The sequence below is a fragment of the Stenotrophomonas sp. STK16_22 genome (genome assembly GCF_051984505.1).
GTDB classification, from domain to species: domain Bacteria; phylum Pseudomonadota; class Gammaproteobacteria; order Xanthomonadales; family Xanthomonadaceae; genus Stenotrophomonas; species Stenotrophomonas maltophilia_A.
In genome coordinates this window covers 3923472-3949273 of sequence record NZ_CP196972.1, presented here as the reverse complement: position 1 = coordinate 3949273, position 25802 = coordinate 3923472, and the positions used below count along the sequence as shown (strand labels likewise).

General features: G+C 66.3%; 17 protein-coding genes. 6 read left to right on the top strand and 11 right to left on the bottom strand.

The annotated features are described in order from the left end of the window. Positions 1-336: 336 nt before the first annotated feature. From ACSYAO_RS18250 to ACSYAO_RS18230, 5 genes are all read right to left on the bottom strand, one after another. Positions 337-2634, bottom strand: coding sequence for a TonB-dependent receptor (locus ACSYAO_RS18250; protein ID WP_149908649.1), 2298 nt, complete (start codon positions 2632-2634; stop codon positions 337-339). 160 nt (positions 2635-2794) lie between these two features. Further along, entirely contained in the window at positions 2795-3319 is a 525-nt protein-coding gene (locus tag ACSYAO_RS18245) for a hypothetical protein (protein WP_049400271.1), read from the bottom strand. A 207-nt stretch (positions 3320-3526) separates the two neighbouring features. After that, positions 3527-4267, bottom strand: coding sequence for an acetoacetyl-CoA reductase (gene phbB, locus ACSYAO_RS18240; protein WP_149908648.1), 741 nt, complete (start codon positions 4265-4267; stop codon positions 3527-3529). Positions 4268-4292: 25 nt separating this feature from the next. Further along, entirely contained in the window at positions 4293-5621 is a 1329-nt protein-coding gene (locus ACSYAO_RS18235) for a CitMHS family transporter (protein ID WP_032130486.1), read from the bottom strand. 75 nt (positions 5622-5696) lie between these two features. Next, positions 5697-6836 (bottom strand): OprO/OprP family phosphate-selective porin, encoded by a 1140-nt coding sequence (locus ACSYAO_RS18230; RefSeq protein WP_100437663.1) that lies wholly within the window; start codon positions 6834-6836, stop codon positions 5697-5699. A 242-nt stretch (positions 6837-7078) separates the two neighbouring features. On the opposite strand from ACSYAO_RS18230, the gene ACSYAO_RS18225 reads away from it, so the two are divergent. The 4 genes from ACSYAO_RS18225 to ACSYAO_RS18210 are packed head-to-tail and all read left to right on the top strand — an operon-like array spanning position 7079 to position 10883. Next, entirely contained in the window at positions 7079-7768 is a 690-nt protein-coding gene (locus ACSYAO_RS18225; RefSeq protein ID WP_049463657.1) for a response regulator transcription factor, read from the top strand. Beyond that, a complete protein-coding gene (locus ACSYAO_RS18220) occupies positions 7761-9152 on the top strand; it encodes a sensor histidine kinase (RefSeq protein ID WP_049421788.1) in 1392 nt (463 codons plus the stop codon). The genes ACSYAO_RS18225 and ACSYAO_RS18220 overlap by 8 nt, the downstream gene beginning before the upstream one ends. Further along, entirely contained in the window at positions 9149-10204 is a 1056-nt protein-coding gene (locus ACSYAO_RS18215; RefSeq protein ID WP_049463656.1) for an ABC transporter substrate-binding protein, read from the top strand. The genes ACSYAO_RS18220 and ACSYAO_RS18215 overlap by 4 nt, the downstream gene beginning before the upstream one ends. Before the next feature lie 28 nt (positions 10205-10232). Continuing rightward, positions 10233-10883 (top strand): response regulator, encoded by a 651-nt coding sequence (locus ACSYAO_RS18210; protein WP_049463669.1) that lies wholly within the window; start codon positions 10233-10235, stop codon positions 10881-10883. Between the two features lie 8 nt (positions 10884-10891). Here ACSYAO_RS18210 and ACSYAO_RS18205 read toward each other — a convergent pair whose 3' ends face one another. The 6 genes from ACSYAO_RS18205 to ACSYAO_RS18180 all read right to left on the bottom strand — a co-directional run bounded on the left by ACSYAO_RS18205 (position 10892) and on the right by ACSYAO_RS18180 (position 21529). Next, positions 10892-11983, bottom strand: coding sequence for a Wadjet anti-phage system protein JetD domain-containing protein (locus ACSYAO_RS18205; protein ID WP_440566075.1), 1092 nt, complete (start codon positions 11981-11983; stop codon positions 10892-10894). A gap of 59 nt (positions 11984-12042) precedes the next feature. After that, positions 12043-15336 carry an ATP-binding protein gene (locus tag ACSYAO_RS18200; RefSeq protein ID WP_049463654.1) on the bottom strand — a complete coding sequence of 1098 codons (3294 nt, stop codon included), beginning with the start codon at positions 15334-15336 and terminating at the stop codon, positions 12043-12045. After that, positions 15333-16031 carry a DUF4194 domain-containing protein gene (locus ACSYAO_RS18195; RefSeq protein ID WP_049463653.1) on the bottom strand — a complete coding sequence of 233 codons (699 nt, stop codon included), beginning with the start codon at positions 16029-16031 and terminating at the stop codon, positions 15333-15335. The genes ACSYAO_RS18200 and ACSYAO_RS18195 overlap by 4 nt, the downstream gene beginning before the upstream one ends. Further along, positions 16028-17521 carry a DUF3375 family protein gene (locus ACSYAO_RS18190; protein ID WP_049463652.1) on the bottom strand — a complete coding sequence of 498 codons (1494 nt, stop codon included), beginning with the start codon at positions 17519-17521 and terminating at the stop codon, positions 16028-16030. Before ACSYAO_RS18190 ends, ACSYAO_RS18195 begins: the two co-directional genes overlap by 4 nt. Before the next feature lie 129 nt (positions 17522-17650). Then, entirely contained in the window at positions 17651-20293 is a 2643-nt protein-coding gene (locus tag ACSYAO_RS18185) for a hybrid sensor histidine kinase/response regulator (RefSeq protein WP_049463651.1), read from the bottom strand. Positions 20294-20359: 66 nt separating this feature from the next. Further along, entirely contained in the window at positions 20360-21529 is a 1170-nt protein-coding gene (locus ACSYAO_RS18180) for an OprO/OprP family phosphate-selective porin (protein WP_049463650.1), read from the bottom strand. A gap of 332 nt (positions 21530-21861) precedes the next feature. On the opposite strand from ACSYAO_RS18180, the gene ACSYAO_RS18175 reads away from it, so the two are divergent. Further along, on the top strand, positions 21862-23205 hold the full coding sequence (locus ACSYAO_RS18175) for a dicarboxylate/amino acid:cation symporter (protein ID WP_049398388.1): 1344 nt from the start codon (positions 21862-21864) through the stop codon (positions 23203-23205). A 230-nt stretch (positions 23206-23435) separates the two neighbouring features. Beyond that, positions 23436-25727 (top strand): NADP-dependent malic enzyme, encoded by a 2292-nt coding sequence (locus ACSYAO_RS18170; RefSeq protein ID WP_049463649.1) that lies wholly within the window; start codon positions 23436-23438, stop codon positions 25725-25727. Positions 25728-25802 lie beyond the last annotated feature (75 nt).

The following is a 25802-nucleotide window of genomic DNA, read 5'->3' as shown; positions in this document are numbered from 1 at the left end:
CCCGAGGCATGCCTCGGGCCCATGGCGCCAACGGTCCTGACCAAGGTGCCCCGCCTCCTCCAGACAGTTTCCTGCGGGCGCGGCAGCAGGCCCACCAGAGGGATTGCGCTTGAAAAGCAAAGAGCCGGGCAATGCCCGGCTCTTTGCTTTTGCTTTTCATTGCCTCCGCGCCGGCGCAGGAAATTGTCGAGCGCGGTGGGACGGGCCGAGGCAGGACCGTGAGGCGCATGGATGCGCCGACCGAGCCTACAGGGACGTACTTGCAGCGTGTCCTGCCTCGGCCCGTCCCACCTCGCCCCGCTGCGGTACTGATGCGCCGCAGCGCCCGCTTCTGACTTAGAACTCCGCCGCCACCGTCATGAACAACTGCCGCGGCGCGCTCGCATGGATCGCATAGCGCTTGCCCTCCGGATCGGTCGGTGCGAACGAACTCAACTGGCCCGCATAGCGCTTGTTGGTCAGGTTGGTCGCGTTCAACGACACCCGCACATTGCGCAGGCCCAGGCCCGGGCCGAAATCGTAGCCCGCACCGGCGTCGAAGGTGGTCACGCCCGGCACCGACTGGTCGTTGGTGTAGGTGTAGTAGCGCTTGCCGGTGTACTTGGCACGCAGGCTGGCGAAGAAGCCATCGCGGTTCCAGCTGATTTCACTGGAGGCCATGCGCTGCGGCGTATCCACGGTGATCTTGCCGGCCACCGGCACTACCGCGCCGCCGGACAGGTAGTCGTCCTCGTAGGTGGTCTTGTTCCAGGACAGCGCGTTGTACCACTGCAGGCCATCGATCGGCTTGAGGATGAAGGTCAGTTCCGCGCCGTAGCTCTTCACCGAACCGACGTTGATGAAGCGCGTCACGCACTCCGGACGCGTGCCGACTTCGATGCTCGAGCACGGGTTCAGCGACAGCAAGCGGTTGTCGAACTTCACTTTGTAGCCCGCGATCGACGCCTGGTACTTCTCGCCGAAGGTACGGAAGCCGGCTTCCAGGCTCTTGGACTTCTCCGGCTCCAGCCCGGCACTGGCCGCGAACGATTCCGGCGACACCTGCAGCGGGCCGCCGCTGCCACCGCCGACGAAGGCGGCGATGTTTTCGGCATACGAGGCGAACAGCTCGTTGTTGGCGTTGAGCTTGAAGCCCAGGCCCAGCTGCGGCAGCACCGATTCCTTGGCAGTCAGCGTGCCTGAGGCGATGCTGGTTTCCACGCCCGGGTTGGCGGTGGCGCGCATGCGGGTGTTCGGGCTCTTGATGCCCACGTCCACGGTCAGGCGCTGGTCCAGGAAGCGCATGCGGTCCTGCACGTAGAACTGGCGCGTGCGGATGTCGAAGTCCTGGTTGAACAGCAGGCGGTCCGGGTTCTTCAGGTACAGGTCGTCCAGGAACGGGCCGCTGATGTAGTAGAAGTTGCGCGACACGTTATGGTCGTTCTGCTCGTACCATAGGCCGGCTTCCAGTTCGTGGATGCCCACCGTCCACGACAGCGCGGCGGTCAGGCCATCGCGGTTGATCGTGTAGTTGGTGCTGCGGATCGAGATCGGCAGCATCTTGTCGGTGCCGGGGTAGGACGGCTGGCCCGGTGCCCACCAGTGGCCCTGGCCACGGTTGTCGTGGTGGTAGGCCAGCAGCTTAAGGCGACCCTGCTCACCCAGGCGCAGGTCGGCATCCACCGAGTACAGGTTGTCGTCACGCAGTGCACGGCTCTGGTAGTACGCATCGTCGATGCTGGTGACGCCACCGCTGAACCTGCACTTGCTGCGGTCCAGCGTGCCCGGCGCGCAGTACGCAGCAGCCACGGCTCGATCCCAGTCCGGCGCGTAGATGTTCCAGTCATAGCCCAGGCCACGTGCCAGCATGTCCTTGGACAGGTAGGCGTAGTTGGCCTGGCTGGCGCGCGAGGTGGCCACGAACGCACCGAAACGATGGTCGCCCACGTTCCACACCGCCTTGGCGTTGAACTGGCGAGTGGTCTGGTTCTGGTACGGCGCAGCCCACATGTCCTGGTCCTGGTGCACGCCGGACACGTAGGCCGAGAAGCCGTTGATGTCGCCGGTATCCACGCGCAGGTAGCCACGGCGCTGGCTGTTGTCGCCAACGGTGACGCTGGCGCGACCGCCGAATTCGGTGGACGGGTCCATCGAGAAGTACTGGATGGTGCCGCCCAGGTTGCTGGTCGAGGCCACGCCCAGCGAACCGATGCCCTGCGACAGCTCGGCACCGGCCAGGTTCTCGGCGATGATCGCGCGGGCGATGCTCAGGCCGTTGTAGTTGCCGTAGCTGTTGTCGCCCAGCGGGATGCCGTCCAGCGTGTAGCCCAGGCGGCTCTTGTCGAAGCCACGCAGGCTGATGGTCTGCGATTCCTCGTTGGCACCGAAGGCGTCGTTGGACTGCACCGACACGCCCGGCAGGCGATCGAGGATCTTCTGGCCGCTGGTGCCCGGCGGCAGCACCTGCTTGTCGACGGTGGTGATGCGCTGCACCTGGCGGGTCTCGCCCTGGCCGATCACGGAGACGGTATCCAGCGTCTGCGCGCTCAGCGCGGCATCGGTGCTGGCGCCGGCATCGGCGGCGGTGGCGGCATGGGCGCTGGCGGCGGCGGAGAGCGCGATCGCCACGGCGATCGTCAGGTGTCGGGTCTGCATGGTGGTCCGTTGCATTGGGGGTGGTCACCGGCACGCGTGCGCGGTGCATGGCCACTATGCGAACGGAACATGAAACCTTCTTTACGGAAAACCAACGAACGGTGCAGGACAGTGGTGTGCGTCCTGCAACCTGTTCGTCATGGTGGTATGCCGGAGAGAATCAGAAGCGCTCACCGGGCCAGCTGAATTTGAGCTGGTCCATGCAGTCACGATCATGTTCGGAGAATGAGAACCCGATCTGGATGCCGTTCAGTACCGTGCCGAACACCGTCGACTCGTCCAGACTATGCCCTGACGGGACGGAAAGGACGTTGAAGTCGGGGTAGCGACGACCCATCTGCTTTCGCGAGATGCAGGCGCCGCCCAGCGACAGCGTAATGCCTTTGATGATTCGCCCCGACGCGTCGGTGTGGATCTGGCCAGAAGGCCCCTTGATCCTTCCGGCGACCACGAATGGCGCCAGATCGATGGTGGCGCTGTCGCCCCGGCCCCTTCCTGCTTCCGAACGCGAGCCGGCCGGAGCCAGTGGTGACAGCTGCGCGACAAGGTCAGAGCGTGCCAGTTGGAAGGACCAGCGCTCCACGAGCCGCCAGGTTGCGTCCGCCTCTTCTGCAGTGGCAGCGGGTGGGGTTGCCGCCAGTGGCGTGGTGGCGACCGCAAGAAGCGCAATCAGTATTGCACGCATGCCAACCTCCTTGATCCGCGATGTCAGCCGTTCGTCCATTGGGCGCGGCAAGCGCTGGCAGGTATAGCACCGGTTCTGCCGATGCATCGGGAAGTGCATCTCAGAAATGCAGAAACAAAAAGGGGCCGGATCCCCCTCGCAAGCGAAGGTTCACCGGCCCCGCGCACTCCGTGGGGGAGGCGGTCCACGCGCTGCGTGGAGACGGGCTCAACCCATGTACAGGCCACCGTTGACCGGATAGTCGGCGCCGGTCACGTACGAGGCTTCATCCGAGGCCAGCCATGCGCACAGGCCGGCCACTTCTTCCGGACGGCCCAGGCGTCGCACCGGCACCGAGGCGGCCAGCCGGTCCAGCACGTCCGGCGGGAAGCTGCTGACCGCCTGGCTGGCGATGTAGCCCGGCGACAGCGTGTTGACGGTGACCCCGCGTGAGGCCACTTCGGCGGCCAGCGCACGGCTGAAACCATGCATCGCGGCCTTGGCGGTGGCGTAGTTCACCTGGCCGATCTGGCCCTTGTGGGCGCTGACCGAGCCGATGTTGATGATGCGGCCCCAGCCCCGCGTGGCCATACCGTCGACCACCTGCTTGGTCAGGTTGAACAGCGCATTGAGGTTGGAGGCGATCACCGCGTTCCAGTCCTCCACCGTCATCTGCCGGAACAGCAGGTCGCGGCTGCCACCGGAGTTGTTGACCAGCACGTCCACTTCACCGACTTCGGCGCGGACCTTGGCAAACGCCGCGCTGGTCGAGGCCCAGTCGGTCGCGTTGCCTTCGGAGGCGATGAAGTCGAAGCCCTGTTCGCGCTGCTCGCGCAGCCAGTTGGCCTTGCGCGGTGAGTTCGGCGCGCAACCGGCGACCACGGTGTGGCCGCTGCGGGCCAGGCTCTGGCAGATGGCAGTACCGACACTGCCCATGCCGCTGGTGACGTAAGCGATTCGAAGCGTCATTGCAGAAGGCTCCTTTGGTAAGGGATCAGGCCGCGAGCGGGTACAGGCCGAACAGCAGGCTGCCGACCATCAGCAGCATCGAGATGGCGATGGCCCACTTCAGGGTGAACTTCTGGTGGTCGGCGAACTCGACCTTGGCCAGGCCCACCAGCAGGTAGGTGGACGGCACCAGCGGGCTGAGCAGGTGCACCGGCTGGCCGGCCAGCGAGGCGCGCGCCATCTCCACCGGGGTGATGCCGTAGTTGCCGGCGGCCTCGGACAGGATCGGCAGCACGCCGAAGTAGAACGCGTCGTTGGACATGAAGAAGGTGAACGGCATCGACGCTACTGCGGTGATCACCGCCAGGTACGGGCCCCACGATTCCGGGATCACCGCCAGGAAGCTGTGCGACATCGCTTCGACCATGCCGGTGTTGTTGAGGATGCCGGTGAAGATGCCTGCGGCGAAGATCAGCGACACCACCGACAGCACGTTGCCGGCGTGGTTGACTACGCGGCGGCGCTGTTCGGCCAGGTTCGGGTAGTTGATCACCAGGGCGATGGCGAAGCCGACCATGAACAGCACCGGCATCGGCAGCACGCCGATGATCAGCGCCGTCATCAGCGCCACGGTCAGGGCCAGGTTGACCCACAGCAGCTTCGGACGCTTGATGTCCTCGGCGTCTTCCACGGTCGGCAGCGGGTTGCTGTCGTCGGACACGCTGTTGTCCATCCAGCTGCCACCCTTGGGCAGGGTCACCACGCCGAGGCGACGGCGTTCCTTCAGGCCCAGGTACCAGGCCAGCAGCAGCACGCCGGCACAGGCGATCACCATCGACGGGATCAGCGGCACGAACACATCGGCGGGGTCCACGTGCAGCGCGGTGGCCGCGCGGGCGGTCGGGCCGCCCCACGGGGTCAGGTTCATCACGCCGCCGGCGAGGATGGTCACGCAGGTCATGTTCAGTGCGTTCATGCCCAGCCGCTGGTACAGCGGCAGCATCGCCGAGACGGTGATCATGTAGGTGGTCGAGCCATCACCGTCCAGCGAGATCAGCATCGCCAGCACCGCGGTGCCGAGCACGATCTTCATCGGATCGCCCTTCACGAAGCGCAGGATCACCCGCACCAGCGGATCGAACAGGCCGGCGTCGATCATCACCCCGAAGTAGAGGATGGCGAACATCAGCATCACGCCGGTCGGCGCGATCTTCTTGATGCCCTCCAGCATCATCTCGTCGATGTTGGCGCCGAAGCCGCCGATCAGCGCGAACAGGATGGGGATGGTGATCAGGGCGACGAGCGGCGACAGGCGTTTGCTCATGATCAAGTACATGAACGTAATGACCATGCCAAAGCCGAGGATGCTCAGCATCATCTGCGGACTCCTTGCGAAAACAGGACGTGGGGGAGTGGAAGGGGCCCGGGCGGAATACCCGGAATGTCGGGCTTAGAAGTCGTACTGCAGGCGCCCGGTGACCGCGCGCGTGCGGTCCACCGTGACCCCGGCCAGGCGGTCGCGGTTGCGGCTTTCGATCACGTTGAGCATGAAGCGCAGGTTGTCGCGCAGGTACCAGTTGCCACCCAGCGTCCACGCTTCGGTGCTGCCGCGGCGCAGGTCGGCTGCACCGTCGAGGTGCTGTGCGCCCCACATCTGGTCGTAGCGCAGTGCCACTTCGAAGGCACCGGCCTTGTGGCGGATGTCCTTCACCCGCGCGAAGCGGCCGGTTTTGCGGTCGTAGGCGCGGCTTTCGCCGGTGACGAACCAGCTGAGCATGCCGTAGGCGGCCATCACGTCACCGCGCTGCGCGCCGTCATCGAAGGTGGCACCACTGAACTCGCCCTGCCACGACAGCGGGCCGCGCACCTGCGCGTATTCCAGCGACCACTTGTTGACGTCGGTATCGCGGCCAGCGGAGAAGTCGACCAGGGTCAGGCGGCTCTCGTCGGACAGGTGGCCGGCCGGGCGCGGGCGGATGCGCAGGCCAGGCACGCCATTGGCGCCGGGGTTGTCGTAGGCCTCACGGGCCAGCGACAGGCCCAGGTGCAGCACGTCGCCATCGCTGGGCGAGGGCGCCCAGGTGACGCGGCCACCGGCGGCGCGGCCCTTCACCTGCCAGGCGTCGATGCTTTCCAGGCTGTAGATGCTGGCCGCCCAGGTGAAGTCACCTGGACTGGCCTGCCACGATGCACCCAGGCGGTACAGCGGCGCCAGCGTGGTGCCGGCGTTGCCGCGCTCCAGGAAGCTGCCGTAGTTGGAGCTGGTGCGGTCATCCAGCGAGAAGTACTGCTTGAACTGGCCCACGGTGAGCTTGCCGGCCTTGCCGAAGCTGCGTGCCAGGTACACGTCCTTGGCCTCGACGCGGTCGCCGGAGAAATCGGCTTCCAGCTTGTAGTCGACCACGAAGAACTTGCCGGACACATCGACCCAGGCACGGCGGATCTCGGTGTCATCCTTGTTCGGCGTACCGCGGTTGTCGTTGTCGAAGGTGGCGAAGTCCAGGTGCAGGCGGCCTCCGAGCGAAGCCGTGACCGGACGATCGTCTTCGGCGGCAAAGGCCGGCGCCGACAGGGCAGCCAGCGCCATCATGGCGGCAGGGCGCCGCCAGGCAAACGTGAATTCCACAAACCCTCCCAGGTGCGCGCCAGGCGCGCGGCAATCGTGGGCACCGGACGGTGCGCGGCCGCAGTCTGGGTTGCCGTAGCTGTCATCGTCCTGTCAACGGATTGTGCGGTGCAGCGTAAAACCGGCCACTGCGCTCACTGGGCCACGCCCGGCAAGCGCGGCGGCGGCATGCGGTAGCATTCGTTTCCCCTCCCACCCCCGTGCCCATGCGCCTGCTGCTGGTCGAAGACAACCCGGATCTGGCCGATGCGATCATCCGCCGCATGCGCCGCAGTGGGCACGCCGTGGACTGGCAGGCCGATGGCCTGGCGGCCGCCAGCGTGCTGCGCTACCAGAGCTTCGACCTGGTGGTTCTGGATATCGGCCTGCCCAAGCTCGATGGCCTGCGCGTGCTGGCCGGCATGCGCGAGCGCGGCGACAGCACACCGGTGCTGATGCTGACCGCGCGCGACGGCATCGAAGACCGTGTGCAGGCGCTGGACGTCGGCGCCGACGATTACCTGGGCAAGCCGTTCGATTTCCGCGAGTTCGAAGCGCGCTGCCGCGTGCTGCTGCGACGCGCGCGCGGCCAGGCCAGCGAAGTGGTGCAGATCGGTGGCTTCCAGTTCGACAATGCCGCGCACCGGGTCAGCCTCGACGGCGAACCGATCGAACTGCCGAACCGCGAGTACCGGCTGCTGGAGATCCTGGTCGGCCGCCTCGGCCAGGTGGTCGGCAAGGATGAGATAGGCAATGGCCTGTTCGGCTTCGACGATGAAGCCGGCCCGAATGCCATCGAGCTGTATGTGGGGCGCCTGAGAAAGAAGCTGGCAGGTGCACCGCTGCGCATCACCACGGTGCGCGGCGTTGGCTACCTGCTGGAAGCCAGTGATGACAGCGCCGACGCCGATGGCTGACGCGCGGACCGCGAACGCCGCACCGGGCTCGCTGCGGCGCACGCTGCTGCTCTACCTCGGCGCGTTGCTGGCGGTGTTCGCGGTGGCTCTGCTGTTTGCCGCGCGCGGCTATGGCCAGCGCGCCGCCAACCGTTCCTACGATCACCTGTTGGTGTCCTCGGCGTTGTCCATTGCCGATTCGGTGGCCCTGGTCGATGGCCAATGGCAGGTCGATCTGCCCTATGCGGCGCTGGACCTGCTGGCGATGGCCCCGGAAGACCGCGTGTTCTATCGGGTCGCCGACAGCCGTGGCAACCTGATCACCGGCTATGGCGACCTGCCGGCGCCGCCGCGCCGGCCCGGCACGCAACCGCAGCTGTTTGATGCGGCGTACAGTGGCGAGACCGTGCGCTTCGTGGTGGTCGGCCGCAGTTTCGCCGCCGCCTCGGCGCAGGGCGAAGTACAGGTGCAGGTCGGCCAGACCCGGCGTGCGCGTGAAGCGGTCGCGCAGGACATGGTCAACCGCGCACTGCTGGCGATCGGTGTGCTGTCCGGCCTGCTGCTGGCGCTGGTGGCCTTTGGCGTGCATCGCGCATTCCGGCCATTGGTGCGGGTGGAACGCGAGCTGTCACGCCGCGAGCCCTCTGACCTGAAGCCGCTGGATGCCCGTGTACCGCGCGAGATGGACCAGATGGTGGCGGCGTTGAACCGCTTCATGGAACGCCTGTCCAGCAGCAACGAGACCTTGCGTGCGTTCATGGCCGAGGCCGCGCACCAGATGCGCACGCCGTTGGCGGCATTGCGTGCGCAGGCACAGCTGGCGCTGGATGACGACGATCCCGAAGACATGCGGCGCAGCCTGCAGGCGATCGAGCGCAACGCCACCCACATGAGCCGGTTGTTGAATCAGTTGCTCAGCGATGCCAGCGTGATCCATCGTTCGCATCTGCAGCGCTTTGCTGCAGTGGATCTGGCCGAGACCGTGCACCAGGCCCTGCATGAAGCGCTGCCGCAGGCCGGCCCGGCGCCGCGCGTGCAGCTGGCGATGACCGCCGAGCCGGTACAGGTGCATGGCGATGCGCTGCTGCTGCGCGAGGCGATCAAGAACCTGGTCGACAATGCACTCAAGTACGGCGGCGACGGTCCGTTGCAGATCGCATTGACCGTGGAAGGCGGGCAGGCCGTGCTGACCATCGCCGACCACGGTGCCGGCATTGCCGCCGCTGATGCCGAACGCGTGTTCGAGCGCTTCGCCCGTGGCGAGGGCGCGCCGTCCGGCGGCGCCGGGCTGGGCCTGGCCATCGTCAAGCGCGTGGTCGACAGCCATGGCGGCCGCATCGATCTCAGCAACCGTCCGCAGGGTGGTTTGATCGCTACCATCCGCCTGCCCCGGAGCAGTTCATGATCCGCCTGTTCGCCACCGCCGTTGCCCTGCTGTTGGCCCTGCCGGTGCTGGCCGCGCCCGGCGATGTGCGCCGTTTTCCCGCACAGGCAAAGACCACGGCGCAGCTGCGCATCCACGGCACCACCGACATCGAAGTGTTCGCGGTGGTCATCGCCGACTACCAGCGGCTGCACCCGGGCACCGAAGTGGTGTACGAGGACATCATCACCCAGGACCTGTACGCGCGGTACCTGCACGACCGCGGCGGACCGGCATCGCCGGACCTGCTGATCTCCAGTGGCATGGACCTGCAGACCAAGCTGGTCAACGATGGTCATGCACTGCCGCACCGCTCCGCTCAGACCGCCGCGCTGCCGGCCTGGGCGCAGTGGCGCAACGAGGCATTCGGCATCAGCTACGAGCCGGTGGTGATGGTCTACAACACCCGTGCACTGCCGTCGGCGAAGGTGCCGCACACGCGCCGGCAACTGCTGGACCGGTTGCGCGCCGAAGGCGCACCGCTGCGCGGCAGGGTCGGCACCTATGACATCGAACGCAGCAGCGTCGGCTACCTGCTGTCAACGCAGGATGCGCAGCGTGGCAGCATCGCCGGTGCGCTGCTGGGCGCGCTGGGCGACAACGACGTGGTGCGCGAGGAGCGCACCGGCGTGCTGCTGGACAAGGTGGCCAGCGGACAGCTGTCGCTGGTCTACAACGTGCTCGGCTCTTACGCGCAGGCGCGCATCGACGCGGGTGCTCCGCTGGCGATTGTGGAGCCTGAGGACTACACGCTGGTGGTACTGCGTACCGCGGTGATTCCACGCACCGGCCCACACCCGGAAGAAGCCCGGCGCTTCCTCGACTACCTGTTGTCGCCGCGTGGCCAGCAGGTGCTGTCACGCGAGGCACGGCTGATGCCGATCGTCACCGGCAGCGCACGTGGCGACGATGCGCCCGGCCGCAGCCGCCGCCCGATCCAGCTGGGCCCGGGCCTGCTGGTGTACCTGGATGCACTCAAGCGCCGCCAGTTCCTCGATGCCTGGCGCAGCAGCGTGGAGCCGGCAGGGCGCTGAGGCGACGGCCTGCCCGTACAATGGCGGCATGAGCGAATACACCATCCTGATCGCCGATGACCACCCGCTGCTGCGTTCGGCGGTGGTGCAGTCATTGCGGCAGAGCCTGCCGCTGGCGCAGGTGCGCGAGGTCGCCAGCGCCGAGGCATTGGCCGAAGCCCTCGACGCGCACCCGGACGTGGACCTGGTGCTGCTCGACCTGACCATGCCCGGCGCGCACGGCTTTTCCGCGCTGCTGCACGTGCGCGGCTCGCATCCGGACATCCCGGTGGTGATCCTCTCGTCCAACGACCACCCCCGTGTGATTCGCCGCGCCCAGCAGTTCGGTGCCGCCGGTTTCATCCCGAAGTCGGCCCCGGCCGAGACCATTGGCGAGGCGGTGCAGGCGGTCCTTGATGGCGGCTTGTGGTTCCCGGCGATGGCCGCCGAACGCTCCGAGGCCGACGCCCTGCTGGCCAGCCGCCTGGCGCAGCTGACCCCGCAGCAGTTCCGCGTGCTGCTGTGCCTGGCCGATGGCCTGCTCAACAAGCAGATCGCCTATACGCTGGGGCTGGCGGAGAACACGGTGAAGGTGCATGTCACCGCGATCCTGAAGAAGCTCGAATGCCATAGCCGCACGCAGGCGGCGGTGCTGGTGAAGGCGCTGGAGCCCGAGGGCGACGCCGGCGGGAGGCTGTAACACACCGATCACTGCGCCCCGTGCGTCGCTCCCCAGGCCTGCAATGCCAACAGCACAGCCTCGCGGGGCAGAAGCTCTTGTTCGATCCGCCCCTTCGGTTGCATGAGTAGATGGCGATGGAACGCCTGCTCGTCTTGGTCCAGTCCCAAGGGTGGGGTGGAATCGGTGGGAACCGGCTCCTTCACTGCCAGTGCTGCGCAGTAGCGATCGAACATGGGGCGGTCCATCAGTACGCGCTGCAGTTCCGGCAGGTGCAGGCGCGCGCGGCCCAGCATCAGCAGGCCCCAGCTGTCCATGTCTCCCCAATAGCACACTGCGCGGCCACGCAGCCAGGGAGCCTGTAGCCACCCCAGATCCAGGCCTGAACCGAGCACAGCCACGGTATCGGTCAGTGCCGGCAGCAAGTGAACGCAGTGCTCGTTTTCGACCAGCAGCAGCCGTGTGCCGGGCAGCGGCGCGTGCATCAGCTCACTGGCTCGCACCCGGATCTGGTCGAAGGGCAGCAGCCCCGCTGTCAGCGGCACCACCCGCAGCCAGTGTTCGCCGCAGTCCTGGCCACCGAGGAAGGCAGCCAGGCCCTGCGCACTGGCCTGGTTGTCGAAGCGCTGGTCGAGCAGGGCAGTGACCAGGCCCTGGTGGCGTTCGAGGAACTTCGTGTCCATGCCGCCGAGGGCCAGCGACCGTAGTGGCTGCCCTTGGGCGATACCCGGGGTTAGCAGTGCCGCCACCGCGCACGCGCGAACTACGTCTTCGTCGCTGCGTTCGCGCCATAGGGCGCGGCGGCGCGCCAGCAGCCCGCGCATATCCTGGGGAGCATGCTGCTGCAGGAACTGCAACCGCTGCGCTTGGAGCTGGACGTCGGCGCCGGCCGCCGCCGCCCATTCCTGCAGGCTGGCGAACTCCCACGCGACCGGCAGCTCGATGGCAGATGCGACGCTGCGGTAGCGGCGTGGCTGCCAGCGTACGTGGCCTACAGCAACGCTACGCCAGTGCTGGAGATGCGCACGCACGACGGAGGTGTCCCGTTCCAGCTGCAGTGGCGTGGGTTGCGGGATCTCTACGATCCGTGGCCACGCGGCGGCATCAAGTGTCAGGTCCACGCGGGCCTGCGCTTTTTCCCACTGGCGCGCCAGCAAGAGGCTAATCTGTTCAGGCGTTTTCATCTGCGGAGGGACTCTGCGGCCCGCCGTACCTGGGCGTGATCCTCCAGCGCCTGCCAACTCAGCGATGTCAGGGTCGATTGGCGGCCCCGCCGGTGGACCACGATGGCCGAACGCGTATGGTTGCGCAGCAGGCGAAGTTCCTTGTTCGGGGTAACGAACAACGGGTGCAGGCCGAATTCGTGAAGTGCCCGCACAATGCGGCCGGCCACCGCGTGCGAGCTCTTGGAGAACGCTTCGTCCAGCACCACGGTGGCGAACAGAGGGCGTTCATTGCCCAATGGGCACAGTGCGTAGCTCAGCGATGCCGTCAGTACGTAACTGGCGATGATCTCTTTCTCACCACCGCTGCCTCCTTGGGAACTGGTCCGCTTTTCAATGATGCGTCCGCTGCCGCGCTCGCAGACCAGCACTGCGAAACGCAGGCGGTAGCGCGGGTCGAGCAGAGCCAGCGCGCCCTGGGTCTTGCGCCGTTCGGCGGCGTCGCGCAGCAGCGCGACGACCTGCGCCAACGCTTCATAGTGGGCTTCGCCTTCGTCGTCCTTCAACTGTGCCGCTCGCAGGTACTGCCGTGCCTTCTGCAATGTGCGTAATGACTCGTGCTCCACGCGCTGGGGCTCAAGTTGCAGATAGCGGTCCTGCTGGAAGTCGACCCGGCACAGCGTGGTATTGAGCGCGTGGATGCGCTCTTCGATCTGTGCAACTTCGATGTCCACTTGGCTGAGGAGTTGAGTGACGCCCTGGTCGGAGGACTGGTTCAGGTAGTCCAGGAAGCGGCTCAGCCGCTCGGGCAGGGCTTCTTCCACCAAGGTGGTCAATCGGGCGCGATAGGCCGGAACATCCTCCACGCTGATCCCGGCCTCGCTCAGCGCACCGGTATCTTGCGCCTTGGCGGCGGCCAGCTCGCGCAGGAGCGCCTGGGTCAGGGTGTTCAGGCGTGTCGAACTGCGTTTGACCTCATCGGCCATACGCTGGCTGGCGACACGCTCCTGGGCATCCAACGCGTGTGGATCGGCAGCCAGGGGAGCGGTGAAGTAAGCAGCTGCACGTTGCCGTTGCTGACTGTCCAGTGGCGCCTGGATACTGGTGCGAGCTGCGTCCATCTGCTGCGCAGCTGCGGCGATGTCCTTCTCGAACTGCGCGGATGAGGCGGTCAAGGCCGCGCGTTCATCCAGCTTCATCCGCGTATGCGCCTGGGCTGCTTCCAGGGCCAGGCGCGCGTGTTCAATCTTGGAGCTGGGGGACGTCAGCTCTTGCAGCTGGGAAATCAGGTGCTGCAGTTCCTGTTCAATCCGGCCATGATCGAAGTCCTCCAGACGCATCGCTTGCAACTGGGTGATCAGCTGCAGGCCACGCTCGGTGGTCTCGGCACACTGGACCGCGTCGTGCTTTATAGTGTCTGCCCTGGCAGTGTCCTCGGCATTTTCGCGCACTGATCGCTCCAGCTGCTGCACCCGGTCACGGTTATCGAAACCGGTCATCCAGTCGCGGTCCAGTGGCTTCTGGTCCTGTTTTTCGAATCGTCCGCCACTTCCGGAGAGACCGCCCTGCACGGTCATCGCATGTGCTGTGCGGTGTAGCGCCTGTGTGTCGGCTACGCAATGGCGATCCTTTCCTGAGACCAAGGCCTTCACGGCGTCGCGGTGCGGGCCGGGGGCGTACTCCAGCATGCGCGCGAACCCGTCAGCGAAGAACGAGGGTGCCCGTGCGGATGGTTGCGCATCTAGCAGGCGCACATGTAGCTTGTTGTCCCGGCTGTTGATCCAGGCCAAGGCCTGCGCGAATCGTGCCGCTGGCACGATCAGGCGCAGGCGGTCGCTGCCCAAGGCACGCTCGATCGCGCCGCGCCATTGCGCATGCTCAGGTAGGACCTGCACCTGTTCGGCTAGAAAGGGAAGGTCGTTCTCGTCCAGTTGCAGATGATTGGCCATCTCGAGGCGAAACATCTGCTGGGCTACCGGGACATTGGACGTGGTATGGCGGCGTGCCTGCGCCAGTTCGGCGGCCAGCCTCTGCCGGTCGTTGTCCAGCGCCTGCCAGCGTGCGCCGGCCTCCCAAGCGGCACTGCGCTGTTGCTGGGATGCCTGTGTCTGGACGTCGCGCAGTTCGGCCAGCGCTCGTTGGTTGTCATGCCATGTCGCATCATCCGTAGGGACCGGGAGATCCAGTCCGGCGGCGATCTGACGGTAGTGTGCGGCCCGCTCGCGCTTCTGGTCCAACAGCACCTGCTGTGCGTCGATGCGTTGCCGGAGCACTTCCAGTTGGGCGCCGCCACTGCCAATGTAGATGGCCTGCAGCTGGGTTTCCCGCTCGCGCGCCTGCGCGATGTCCTGCTCGGCCTGCTGTTGCTGCCGTTGCACCTCCGTGCGCTGCTGCTGCAGCTCTGTCAACCATGCTGACCACAGGTCGTGCCTACGCTCCGCATACCAAACCGGCAGCAGCGACTGCAGTTCCTGGGCCGCTTGGTTCTCGGCCTGCACCGCCTGGTAGTCCTTCCAGGTGCGCTCCACCGGCAGCAGCGCGTCGCGCTGCCGGCGCGCGGTTTCCAGTTCGGCGCGGATGCCAACCAGCACCGTGAACTCGTCCGCCACCGCGCGCGCGCCTTCGAAGCCGGAACGGTCATCCAACACCAGTTCGCGGAACACCTCGTCGATGCTGTTGAGCTGCTTGAGTCCGGCGGCACGGTTGAGCAGCGAAAAGGCGTTCTCACCCACCTCGAAATGGCTGCGCAGCCGGGACAGGAACGTCTGCTTTGTTTCATAGACCTTCACGCCTGGGACCTGGCGTTCCAGTTCCTTCAGGCCTCGTGCGCTGCCATCGCGATGTGCTTCCAGCCAGGCGTCCAGTCCGGGTTCGTCGGAGAGGCAGAACAGCCAGCGCCTTTTCAGGTCGGCCAGCGCAGAACTGGTGCCATCGAACCAGAACACGGCGCCGACGCGGACGGTGGACGCACCGTCGCTGAATCGCGCAGCGATCGCGCTGACCACGGCGCCCGGGCGACCGATGTGGGCGGTATCGCTGCTGTCGTTGCCGGCACCAGACACACCCCGTACATAGGACACCAGATCGCGGTCACTCTCGTGTCCGCCAGTGGAGGCAAGGTTATATCGGGGCGCGGCCACCAGCAGCGTCATCAGCGCGTCGATCAGGGTGGTCTTGCCACTGCCCGTCGGGCCTATGATGGCGGTGCCGGCCAGGTCCATGCATGCGCTGTGGCGCCCTTCGAATGGCCCCCAGTTGTACAGGTCCAGATCGGTCAGGACGCTGCTGGGCAGCAGGGATGAGTCGCTCATGCCTCCTCCCGCGCATTGTTGTCAGCGGATTCACCCGCGCGATCGGCAGCGTCGCTCATGGCCTGCAGCAGGGCCTGCAGGTTTTCCGGGTTGGCAAGGTGGACAATGATCGGACGGATGGTGACGCGTTCCTGCTCGTCGATGTCCGATACCAATCCATGGCCTTTGAGTTGTTCCAGTAGTGCCAACAGCCGCTTGCGCTCCTGCTGGTCGCTGCCGAGGAAACCCAGGTAGGCCTGCAGATGCGGCAGCAGGTCATCGATATCCAGCTGTGGGGGGAGGGCGCCGACGCCCGACTCAATTTCGTGGGCAATGAACTGCTGGCGCAGGATCGCCACCAGCAGCGACTGTTCCAGGGTTAGACGCTGCTTGCGTACCAGCGGGTGTGACCACTCATCCAAGTCATCGCCGCCATCGGCCACGACCAGATAGGCCAGTCCACGGATGTCATCGATGCGGACGTCGAGGTCGAGGTTGGCCAGCACCGCACGGATGGTATCCGCCTGGCTCAGCACAATCTGGTACAGATTGGGCTTTGCACCGTCCACAAGGCCGTGGCGGAGCAGTTCAAGCAGAGCTTGCCGCACCAGCGTGTCCAAGGGGAGTGTGGTCGACGGCGCTGGGGTCGGATCGGGAACGGAGGGCATCAGAGCCTCGCTATCGGAAAACGGGAATGAGCTGGATGCTTGAGTCATGGTTCCCACGCGAAGTCGTTCAAGGCATCCGGATCCAGCCGGACGTGCGGCACTGTGAAGCGCAGCGTGCCACCATCGCGGGCCAGCACATTCAGCTGCTCGGTGTCGCCAGTGAAGTCACTGGCGGCTTCGCGTGCCATGCCGATCCATACCGCCAGGCTCTCCAGATCATGCGTGGGCGGTAGTGCCGCAGCCAGTTCGACAAGCGACACCGGTGTGCCGGCCTCGCGAACCCAGTCGAGTGTGTCGTGCACCAGTGCTTCCCGATCGAGGCCATCAAGCGCGTCCCAGAAGTCCGGTTCTACCTCGGTGATGTCGGCGGCGCGGCGCTCCAGCGCCAGCTCGCGGCGCGTTTCTGTATCCAGGTCCTTGCAGCGCAGGCGCTCGACTAAGGGCAGACCACCGCAGGAGAAGGCGATTGGAGGCAACGGCGAGTGAGCGCGTCGTTCGGACTGGCGCGACCAATCGACATGCTGCGCCGCTTGGAACACGTCATTCAGCAACTGGCCCACGCGGTTGTGTTCGGCGGCCACGCCGGTGCGCAGGAACCCACGAACATCGCGCTCGCTGCGCGAGCGAGTGCGGATCACGACGGCTGATTCCTTCACCAGGCGCAACACCAGTAGTCGCAGTTCGGTTTCCTGTGGTGGATTCAGGGCATTGCGCGCGCCCTCGTGCTCCAGGATCCTGCGCAGGCGCCGCTGCATGGCATGCAATTCGACGTCATCGCGCAGTTGCAGGTGGAAGGTCTGGAATACCCGTCCTTCTGGAGTCTGGAGGAGTTCGTCATGGCCATCCAGGAAGGTCTGCAGGATCGCGCCGCGATGATTGCCTTCGGCGACGATGTCGTGACGCAGACGCTGATCGGCCTCGCGCCAGGAGTCTTCCACGCGCCGGAAGTCTGCGCGCAGGCCGACGGCGAGGGTGTACAGTTCACGGATCGCCTCGCTGGCTTCCTGTGCGCTGGCCACTTCGACATGCCCGGCCTCGGCGCGTGTCAGTTCATCCTGCAGTGTTTTGATCTGCTGACGCAATTGTATCGCGCGGGCTTCCGGGTCGCTATTCAATCGCGCATCCAGATGCTCGATCTCGCGCTGCACTACCGCCAAGCGCGAGGCCGTGGAGGTCATGATCCGTCCTTCCAATGAACCGATGAAGCGAAGCGCGCTTTCCAGTGCATCGGTGGCGTGCAGCCGACTCTCGCGTTCAATCACCAGCGAGCGCCGAATCCAGTCGCGTAGTTCACGCCGTGCGACTGCTGCGGGATCCCCTTGGATGTCCAGTTCGCTGTTGCCGGCGTGGGCGCTGAACAGGTCGGCCAGGGCCGTCTGCGCGTCCTCGACCGGAACGCCGTCCGAACTGCCCTCGAACAGCGTCTGCAGGCAGCTGAGCATCAGTGGTGCCCGGCGTGCAGCGACGATCTGCCACGCTGGATGCCGAGAACGTGCCAGCAGATAGCGTTCAAGACGTTCGCGAGGGCCGTTGATCATGGTGCATCAAGCAGGTGGAATGCCTTGCTACAGTGCCACGCCTTGCCGCGAGGGGCCAGCATGTGGCCTCAAGCGCATCCGGTAAGCGGATCCCCATCGTGTGTGCCGCCATTCCAAAGGTGACAACTGTCACCCGCGATACCGCACCAGCAACTGACTCATCAGCGCCCGCAGCGCCGGCGGTTTCACCGGCTTGGCAATCATTCCCCAGCCACGCTCGGCGGCCATCTCACGCAATCCCGCATCGCGCTCGGCGGTGACCAGCACCACTGGTGGCCGGGCCCGCCACAGCTCTGCCAATGTCTCGTACAGCACCGGCCCGTGGTGATCGCCCATGCGCACGTCCAGCAGCACCAGCTCTGGCACGGTTGCCGTCGTGGCCAACTGCAGTGCGGCCTGCGGGCCATCGGCCAGCAGCACCTCGCAGCCCCAGCGCTCCAGCAGCGCGCGGCTGGCCGCGCACACGTGCGGATCGTCATCGATCACCCACACCCGGCGCCCTCGCAGCGGGTTGTCCGCCGCCGGTTCCTGCGCCAGCACCGGGGCGGGCGCGGTGGCGGGAATCGCGCCCGCGTCGCCGAACGGCACGCCCACGGCGAACACGCTGCCCTGGCCCAGCTGCGAGCGCAGCCGGATCGGATGTCCGAGCAGGCGGCCGATGCGGTCGACGATGGCCAGGCCAAGGCCCGCACCGCGCTGCTGGCCGTCGTGCAGGCGGCGGAATTCCTCGAAGATCTCGCCCTGCAGCGCATCGGGAATGCCGGGGCCCTGGTCGTGCACTTCGATCCACAGCAGGCCTTCGCGGCGACGGCAGCCCAGAAGCACGCGACCGCGCTCGCTGTAGCGCAGCGCGTTGGACAGGAAATTCTGCAGGATGCGGCGCAGCAGCGCTTCATCGCTGACCACCACCGCATCGGTATCGACCCAGTCCACCACCAGGCCACGTGACTGCGCGGCGATGCCGAATTCGCGCGCCAGTGTCTGCAGCAGCGGCCCGAGCCGGAACGCCTGCACACGGGTCGGCAGGCTGCCCGATTCCAGCCGCGCGATATCCAGCAGACTGTTGAGGATCGCATCCTGCGCGGCCAATGCAGCGTCGATGTGATCGCTGGTCTGCTGCTGCGCCGGGTCGCTCAGCTTGCCGCGCAGCACCGAGACGAACATGCGCGCTGCGTTGAGCGGTTGCAGCAAGTCGTGCACGGCCGAGGCGACGAAGCGGGTCTTGTAGCGGTTGGCCTGTTCGGCCTCGCGGCGTGCTTCGTCCAGGTCGTGGGTACGTTCGGCGATGCGGTGTTCCAGTGCATCGGCCAGCGAGCGCAGTTCGCGTGCAGCATTCTTGTAGCTGGTGATGTCGGCGTAGCTGGTGACGAAACCGCCGTCGGGCAGCGGGTTGCCGCGTATCTCCAGCACCGTACCGTCGTCCTTCTCACTTTCGCGCATGTGCGGACGGCCGCTGCGCAGGTGGTTGAGGCGACGCTCGATGGCCTCGTCGACCGGGCCGGGACCGAGCAGGCCACGGCGTGCGTTGAAGCGGAACAGTTCCTCGATGGGCCGCCCCACGCGCACCAGGTCCAGCGGGAAACGGAACAGTTCCAGGTAGCGCGAATTCCATGCGACCAGACGCAGGTCCCGGTCGATCACCACCACGCCCTGCGGCAGGTGTTCAAGGCTGCGGCTTAGGCCGCTGTCGGCATCGGTGGCGGCCTGCAGCAGGCCATCCTGTGCGGTGCGCAGTTCCTGTGCATGCTGCTTGAGCAGGGTTTCCAGCTCGCGGCGGCTGCGCAGGCGATGCTTGGCCAGGCGCCGGCGCTGCTGCACGAACAGCACCAGGAAGCCCAGCGCCAGCCACGCAGCACCTCCGGTAAGCGCGGCCGCACGGCCGGCGGCGGTGGCGGCACTGGCGTCGTGCAGCAGGTGCAGGTTCCAGTCTTCGGCCGGCAGCGCAAGGCTCTGCCACAGCATCGGCTGCGGCAATGCCGGATCCAGCAGGCGCACCATGCGGCCGCCATCGGCCAGTACATCCTCGGTACGTGCGCGCAGTGGCTGCAGGGTGCGATCGGCGTACTGGCGGGCGTCCAGCATCTCGCGGCGCTCATCGGCGCCCAGTGGGCGCAGCAGGCGGTAGCGCCAGCTGTCACGGTTGGCCAGGAACACCACGTCGTGGTCGTCGCTGGCCAGCACCACGTCAGGGCTGCTCAGCCACTCCTGCTCCAGTGCCGACAGCTCGACCTTGATCACCACCACGCCGAGCCGCTTGCCGTCTTCCTCGATGGCCTGCGACAGGTAGTAGCCGGGCACGCCGGTGGTCATGCCGATGCCGTAGAAGCGGCCGCGGCCCTGGGCCAGCGCCTGGCGGTAATAGGGACGATAGCTGTAGTTCTCACCGACGTTGGTGGTCGGCTGGTCCCAGTTGCTCGCCGCCACCGCCACGCCATCGTGGCCGACCAGGGTCAGGGTCGAGGCACGGGTGACTTCATTGGCGCGTTGCAGCTTGAGGTTCAGCCGCTGCCGTTCGGTGGGCGAGGGCGGTACGCGCAGCGCGTGCAGCAGATCCGGATCCAGTGCCAGTACCTGCGGCAAGGTGCCGAAGCGGTCGATGCGCTGCTGCAGGCCCTGGCCATACAACTGCAGCTGGCGTTGTACCTGGCTGCTTTCCTCGCCGAGGGCGCGCCGCCAGGCGTAGTGGCCGGCGGCGACCGCACACAGCACGGTGCCGCCGACCATCACCGCGATGGTCAGCAACAGCATCCGGTGGCGGCTGAGCCAGTACATGGCGGCAGTCTACGCAGGGCCGGCGGGCGTGGCGTACACGCCCGCCGGGATCTGACGTGGAAGGGGTCAGAAGTGCATCTGCGCGCGCAGTTCGAAGATCTCCGGCGTGCTGTGCACGCCGCGACGGCTGGCGTCGACCTTGACGTAGTTGGCCTGGAACTTGAAGTGGCTGGTCAGGTACCAGTTCGCACCCAGAGTGAGGTCGTGCTGGCGGCCGCCGAGGATGCTGCCATCGTCGAGGTCCATGCGGCTGTAACGGGCCACCAGTTCCACCGCGCCGTAGTCGTGCGCCGGCTTGATGTTGGCCACCGCACCGGCGTTGTACGGGCGCGATTCGCCGGTCAGCACCCAGCTCGCCATCGCGTACTGGCCGCTGCCGGTGTAGTCGGGCTTGCCGTCATTGCGGGTGACCGTGGCGCGCAGGGCTTCGGCCTGCAGCGAGAACGGGCCGCGGATCCAGATGCCTTCCAGGCCGGTGCGGCGGATCTGGTCGGCGGTGACCAGCGCGCCGGAATCGACATAGCGGATGTCGGTCAGGCCGGCTTCCGGACGTGCGCGCAGGCGCGCGCTGGCCTCGTGGTGCACGTCGCGGCCATCGCTGTAACCGCGCGGATTTTCCTGCGAGTAGGCCAGGCCCAGGTGGATCACGTCACCCGGCGCCTTCACCGGGGTCCACACCGCACGCACGGCCTGGGTGGTGCCCGGGTTGTCACCCTGCAGGTCCTTGCCGCCATAGGCGCCGGCCTGCAGCAGGTACTGCGGGCGCTCAAGCACCCATTCCACACCCGTGCGGCGGCCAGCGTAGAAGGCCTGCACCGGCAGTGCGGTTTCCAGGAAGCTGCCGGCGCGCGAGGACGTGTTCGCGTCCAGGCCGACCGGGGTCTTCATGTAGCCGAAGCGGAAGCGGCCGATGTCGCGGCCGAAGAAGGCCTTGCTTTCGAAGCGCACGAACACGTCCAGCCAGGTATCGGACTGGAAGTCGTAATAGACCATCGCGTCGTAGACGCCCTTCTTCTTCAGCGTCGCTCCGAACTCCTTGCGGCGCACGGCGTCGTCGTCCTCAAGGCCACTGCCCGAGGAGAAATCGTTGTAGTCGTAGGCGATGTTGGCGGTAGCGGCCAGCTCGGTGCCGTCGCCGAAGGCGTACTTGGTCGGCCAGTTGTCGAAATCGGCAGCCGAAGCGAAGGCGGGAAGCGCGGCCAGCGACAGGGCCAGCAAGGTGGGAATCGGGCGCATGTTGGGTGCGGCTCTCTCAGATTGCGTGTGGACAGGACAACAACGGCCGCAAGGGCCGGAACTTTCGCAATGACGCGCCCGGCCGTTCAGCTCGGGCCACCGGCCTCCCCGTGATCGGGCGGTGCGGCGCCAGTGTAGGCACCGCGGCCACCTGAACCGGGGGGCTAGTACCAATAGGTTATCTGCGCCAGCGTGCCCGGCGCGTACAAAGGCGTCCATTGGTCGCACCCCCTGCGCGTGCTGCACAGGGCCTGCGGTCAGTTTCCACGGTAACGGTTCCCGTGCAGTCCCGGGGCCGTACGTGCCTGAAAACGCCCCTTCCGGAGTCCGCCATGCACATCCCGACCGCAGCACCGGTGCCTGCAAAGCCGTTGCCGATCTATCGCCAGCTGTACTTCCAGGTGATCGTGGCGATCGTCCTGGGCGCCATCCTCGGCCACTACGAACCGTTGATCGGCGAGAAGATGAAGCCGCTCGGCGATGCCTTCATCAACCTGGTGAAGATGATCATCGCACCGGTGATCTTCCTGACCATCGTCACCGGCATCGCCGGCATGACCCACCTGCGCACGGTGGGCCGCGTATTCGCCAAGGCGATGGCGTACTTCCTGTTCTTCTCCACGCTGGCGCTGATCGTCGGCATGATCGTGGCGCACGTGGTGCAGCCCGGCGCCGGCATGAACATCAACCCGGCCGAGCTGGACCAGACCGCGGTGCACAGCTACGTCGAGAAGTCGCATGACCTGACCCTGGTCGGCTTCCTGATGGACATCATCCCGAAGACGCTGCTCAGCGCGTTCGTCGATGGCAACATCCTGCAGGTGCTGTTCGTGGCCGTGCTGTTCGGCATCGCGCTGGCATCGGTGGGCGAGAAGGGCAAGCCGATCGTGAACTTCCTGGAGGCGCTGGTCGCCCCGGTGTTCAAGCTGGTCCACATCCTGATGAAGGCCGCGCCGATCGGTGCCTTCGGCGCAATCGCCTTCACCATCGGCAAGTACGGCGTTGGCTCGCTGATCAACCTGGCCTGGCTGGTGGGTTCGTTCTACCTCACCGCCTTCCTGTTCGTGGCGGTCATCCTGGGCCTGGTCTGCCGCCTGTGCGGCTTCTCGGTGTTCAAGCTGGCGCGCTACCTGAAGGCCGAACTGCTGCTGGTGCTGGGCACCTCCTCGTCGGAGTCGGCGCTGCCGTCGCTGATGGAGAAGATGGAACGCGCCGGCTGCAGCAAGTCGGTGGTGGGCCTGGTGGTCCCGACCGGCTACTCGTTCAACCTGGACGGCACCAACATCTACATGACCCTGGCGGCGCTGTTCATCGCCCAGGCCACCAACACCGAACTGACCCTGGGCCATCAGATTGCCCTGCTGCTGGTCGCCATGCTCAGCTCCAAGGGCGCGGCCGGCGTCACCGGCGCCGGCTTCATCACCCTGGCCGCCACCTTGGCCGTGGTGCCGGAGGTGCCGGTGGCCGGCATGGCGCTGATCCTGGGCGTGGACCGCTTCATGAGCGAATGCCGCTCGCTGACCAACTTCATCGGCAATGCCGTGGCCACGGTGGTGGTCTCGCGCTGGGAGGGGGCGCTGGACCGCAACCGCCTGAAGCTGGCGCTGGACGGCCGCGAAAGCGAACTGCCGCCGCTGATCGATGCCGTGCCCGAGGCGCTGCCGGCCAGGGGCTGATCCAAGTGTGTGGTACCGCGGGGCCGATCACGACAGTGGTACGGCCCCGCGGCGTTTCAAGGCGTCCCATGGCTGTCATGGGACGCACCGAAGCAGGTGTCGCGGTACCGTCGCATACGGCACGGAATTGTGCGGTCGCAGCATGCCTGCGACAGGATAGCGACAGGTCCAGACGCTCCAACGGGGGTATCATCCCCTGTCCCTTCTGCCCATTCATGTAACCCACATCGATGTCCAACGAAGATTTCAAACAGGCCGCCCTCGATTACCACCGGATGTCCCCGCCGGGAAAGATCAAGGTTTCCGCTACCAAGCCCATGCTGACCCAGCGCGACCTGTCGCTGGCGTATTCGCCGGGCGTGGCGTACGCCTGTGAAGCGATCAAGGCCGACCCGCAGCAGGCCAGCGAGCTGACCGCCCGCGGCAACCTGGTGGCGGTGATCTCCAACGGCACCGCGGTGCTGGGCCTGGGCAACATCGGCGCGCTGGCCGGCAAGCCGGTGATGGAAGGCAAGGGTGTGCTGTTCCAGAAGTTCGCCGGCATCGATGTGTTCGACATCGAAGTGGATGAAACCGACCCGGACAAGCTGGTCGACATCATCGCCTCGCTGGAGCCGACCTTCGGCGGCATCAACCTGGAAGACATCAAGGCGCCGGAATGCTTCGTGGTCGAGCGCAAGCTGCGCGAGCGCATGAAGATCCCGGTGTTCCATGACGACCAGCACGGCACGGCGATCATCGTCGGCGCAGCGGTGCTCAACGCCATGGCGATCACCGGCAAGAAGATCGAGGAAGTGAAGCTGGCGACCACGGGCATGGGCGCGGCCGGCATTTCCTGCGTGAACATGCTGGTGCAGCTGGGCCTGAAGCCGGAGAACATCCTGGCCTTCGACCGCGAGGGCGTGATCCACACCGGTCGTACCGACCTGGACCCGGAAAAGCAGCGCTATGCGCGCGACACCGACAAGCGCACCCTGGCCGAGATCGTCGACGGCGCGGACATCTTCCTGGGCCTGTCGGCGCCGGGCATCCTGACTGCCGACATGGTCAAGACCATGGCGCCGGATCCGGTGATCTTCGCGCTGGCCAACCCGACTCCGGAAATCATGCCGGAACTGGCGCGCGCCGCCCGTCCGGATGCGATCATCGGCACCGGCCGTTCGGACTACCCGAACCAGGTCAACAACGTGCTGTGCTTCCCGTACCTGTTCCGTGGTGCGCTGGACGTGGGCGCGACCGCGATCAACGAGGAAATGAAGATCGCCTGCGTGCGCGCCATTGCGGCGCTGGCGCGTCGTGCGGCCACCGACATGGGCTCGGCCTACGGTGGCGAGACGCCGAGCTTCGGCCGTGAATACCTGATCCCGCGCCCGTTCGACCGCCGCCTGCTGGTGGAGCTGTCGGCCGCCGTGGCCCAGGCCGCGATGGACTCGGGCGTGGCCTCGCGCCCGATCGACGACATGGGCGCTTACCGCGACAAGCTGGCCCAGTTCGTCTACCGCACCAGCCTGATGATGAAGCCGGTCTACGACCGCGCGCGCAGCGACAAGCAGCGCGTTGTGTATGCCGAGGGCGAAGAGGAAGTGGTGCTGCAGGCGGTGCAGAACGTGGTCGATGACGGCCTGGCGCACCCGATCCTGATCGGTCGCCCGGAAGTGATCGAGTCGCGCATCGAGCGCCTCGGCCTGCGCCTGAGGATCGGCGAGAACGTTGAAGTCACCAACATCAACGACGACCCGCGCTTCAACGAGTACTGGCAGTACTACCACGGCCTGACCGGCCGTCGTGGCGTGACCGTGGCCGCGGCGAAGAACCTGATGCGTTCGCGCCCGACCCTGATCGCTGCAGTGATGGTGGCCCGTGGCGAAGCCGATGCGATGCTGACCGGCATCGTCGGCCGCTTCCACAAGAAGCTGGGTTACGTGCGCAGCGTGCTGCCGCTGGAGCCGAAGGTCACCTCGACCTCGGCGATGACCGGCGTGATCAACCAGCAGGGCGTGTTCTTCTTCGTCGATACCCACGTGCAGGAAGACCCGACCGCCGAGCAGCTGTGCGAAGCGACCCTGCAGGCGGCCTACCGCATGAAGCTGTTCGGCATCGAGCCGAAGGTGGCGCTGCTGTCGCACTCCAACTTCGGCAGCCACGATTCGAAGGACGCGCTGAAGATGCGCCAGGTACGCGAGCTGCTGCTCAAGCGCAACCCGCGTCTGAACGTGGACGGCGAGATGCAGGGCGACACCGCGTGGGACGAAGCGCTGCGCCAGAAGCTGCTGCCGGGCTCGACCCTGCAGGGTCGAGCCAACCTGTTCGTGCTGCCGAACCTGGAAGCGGCCAACATCGCCTACAACCTGGTGCGTGTGTTCACCGACGGCGTGGCGATCGGCCCGATCCTGATGGGCGTGAACAAGCCGGTGCATATCCTGACCACCAGCGCGACCTCGCGCAGGATCCTGAACATGACCGCCATTGCGGCGGTGGATGCGCAGATCCGCAAGCAGCTGGAAGCGGAAAAGAAGGCGTAAGCCTTCTTTCCAGCGTCAGCTGCAGAAGCGCGCCCCCCGGGGCGCGTTTCTGTTTCCGCAAAGCGGAAACGGGTA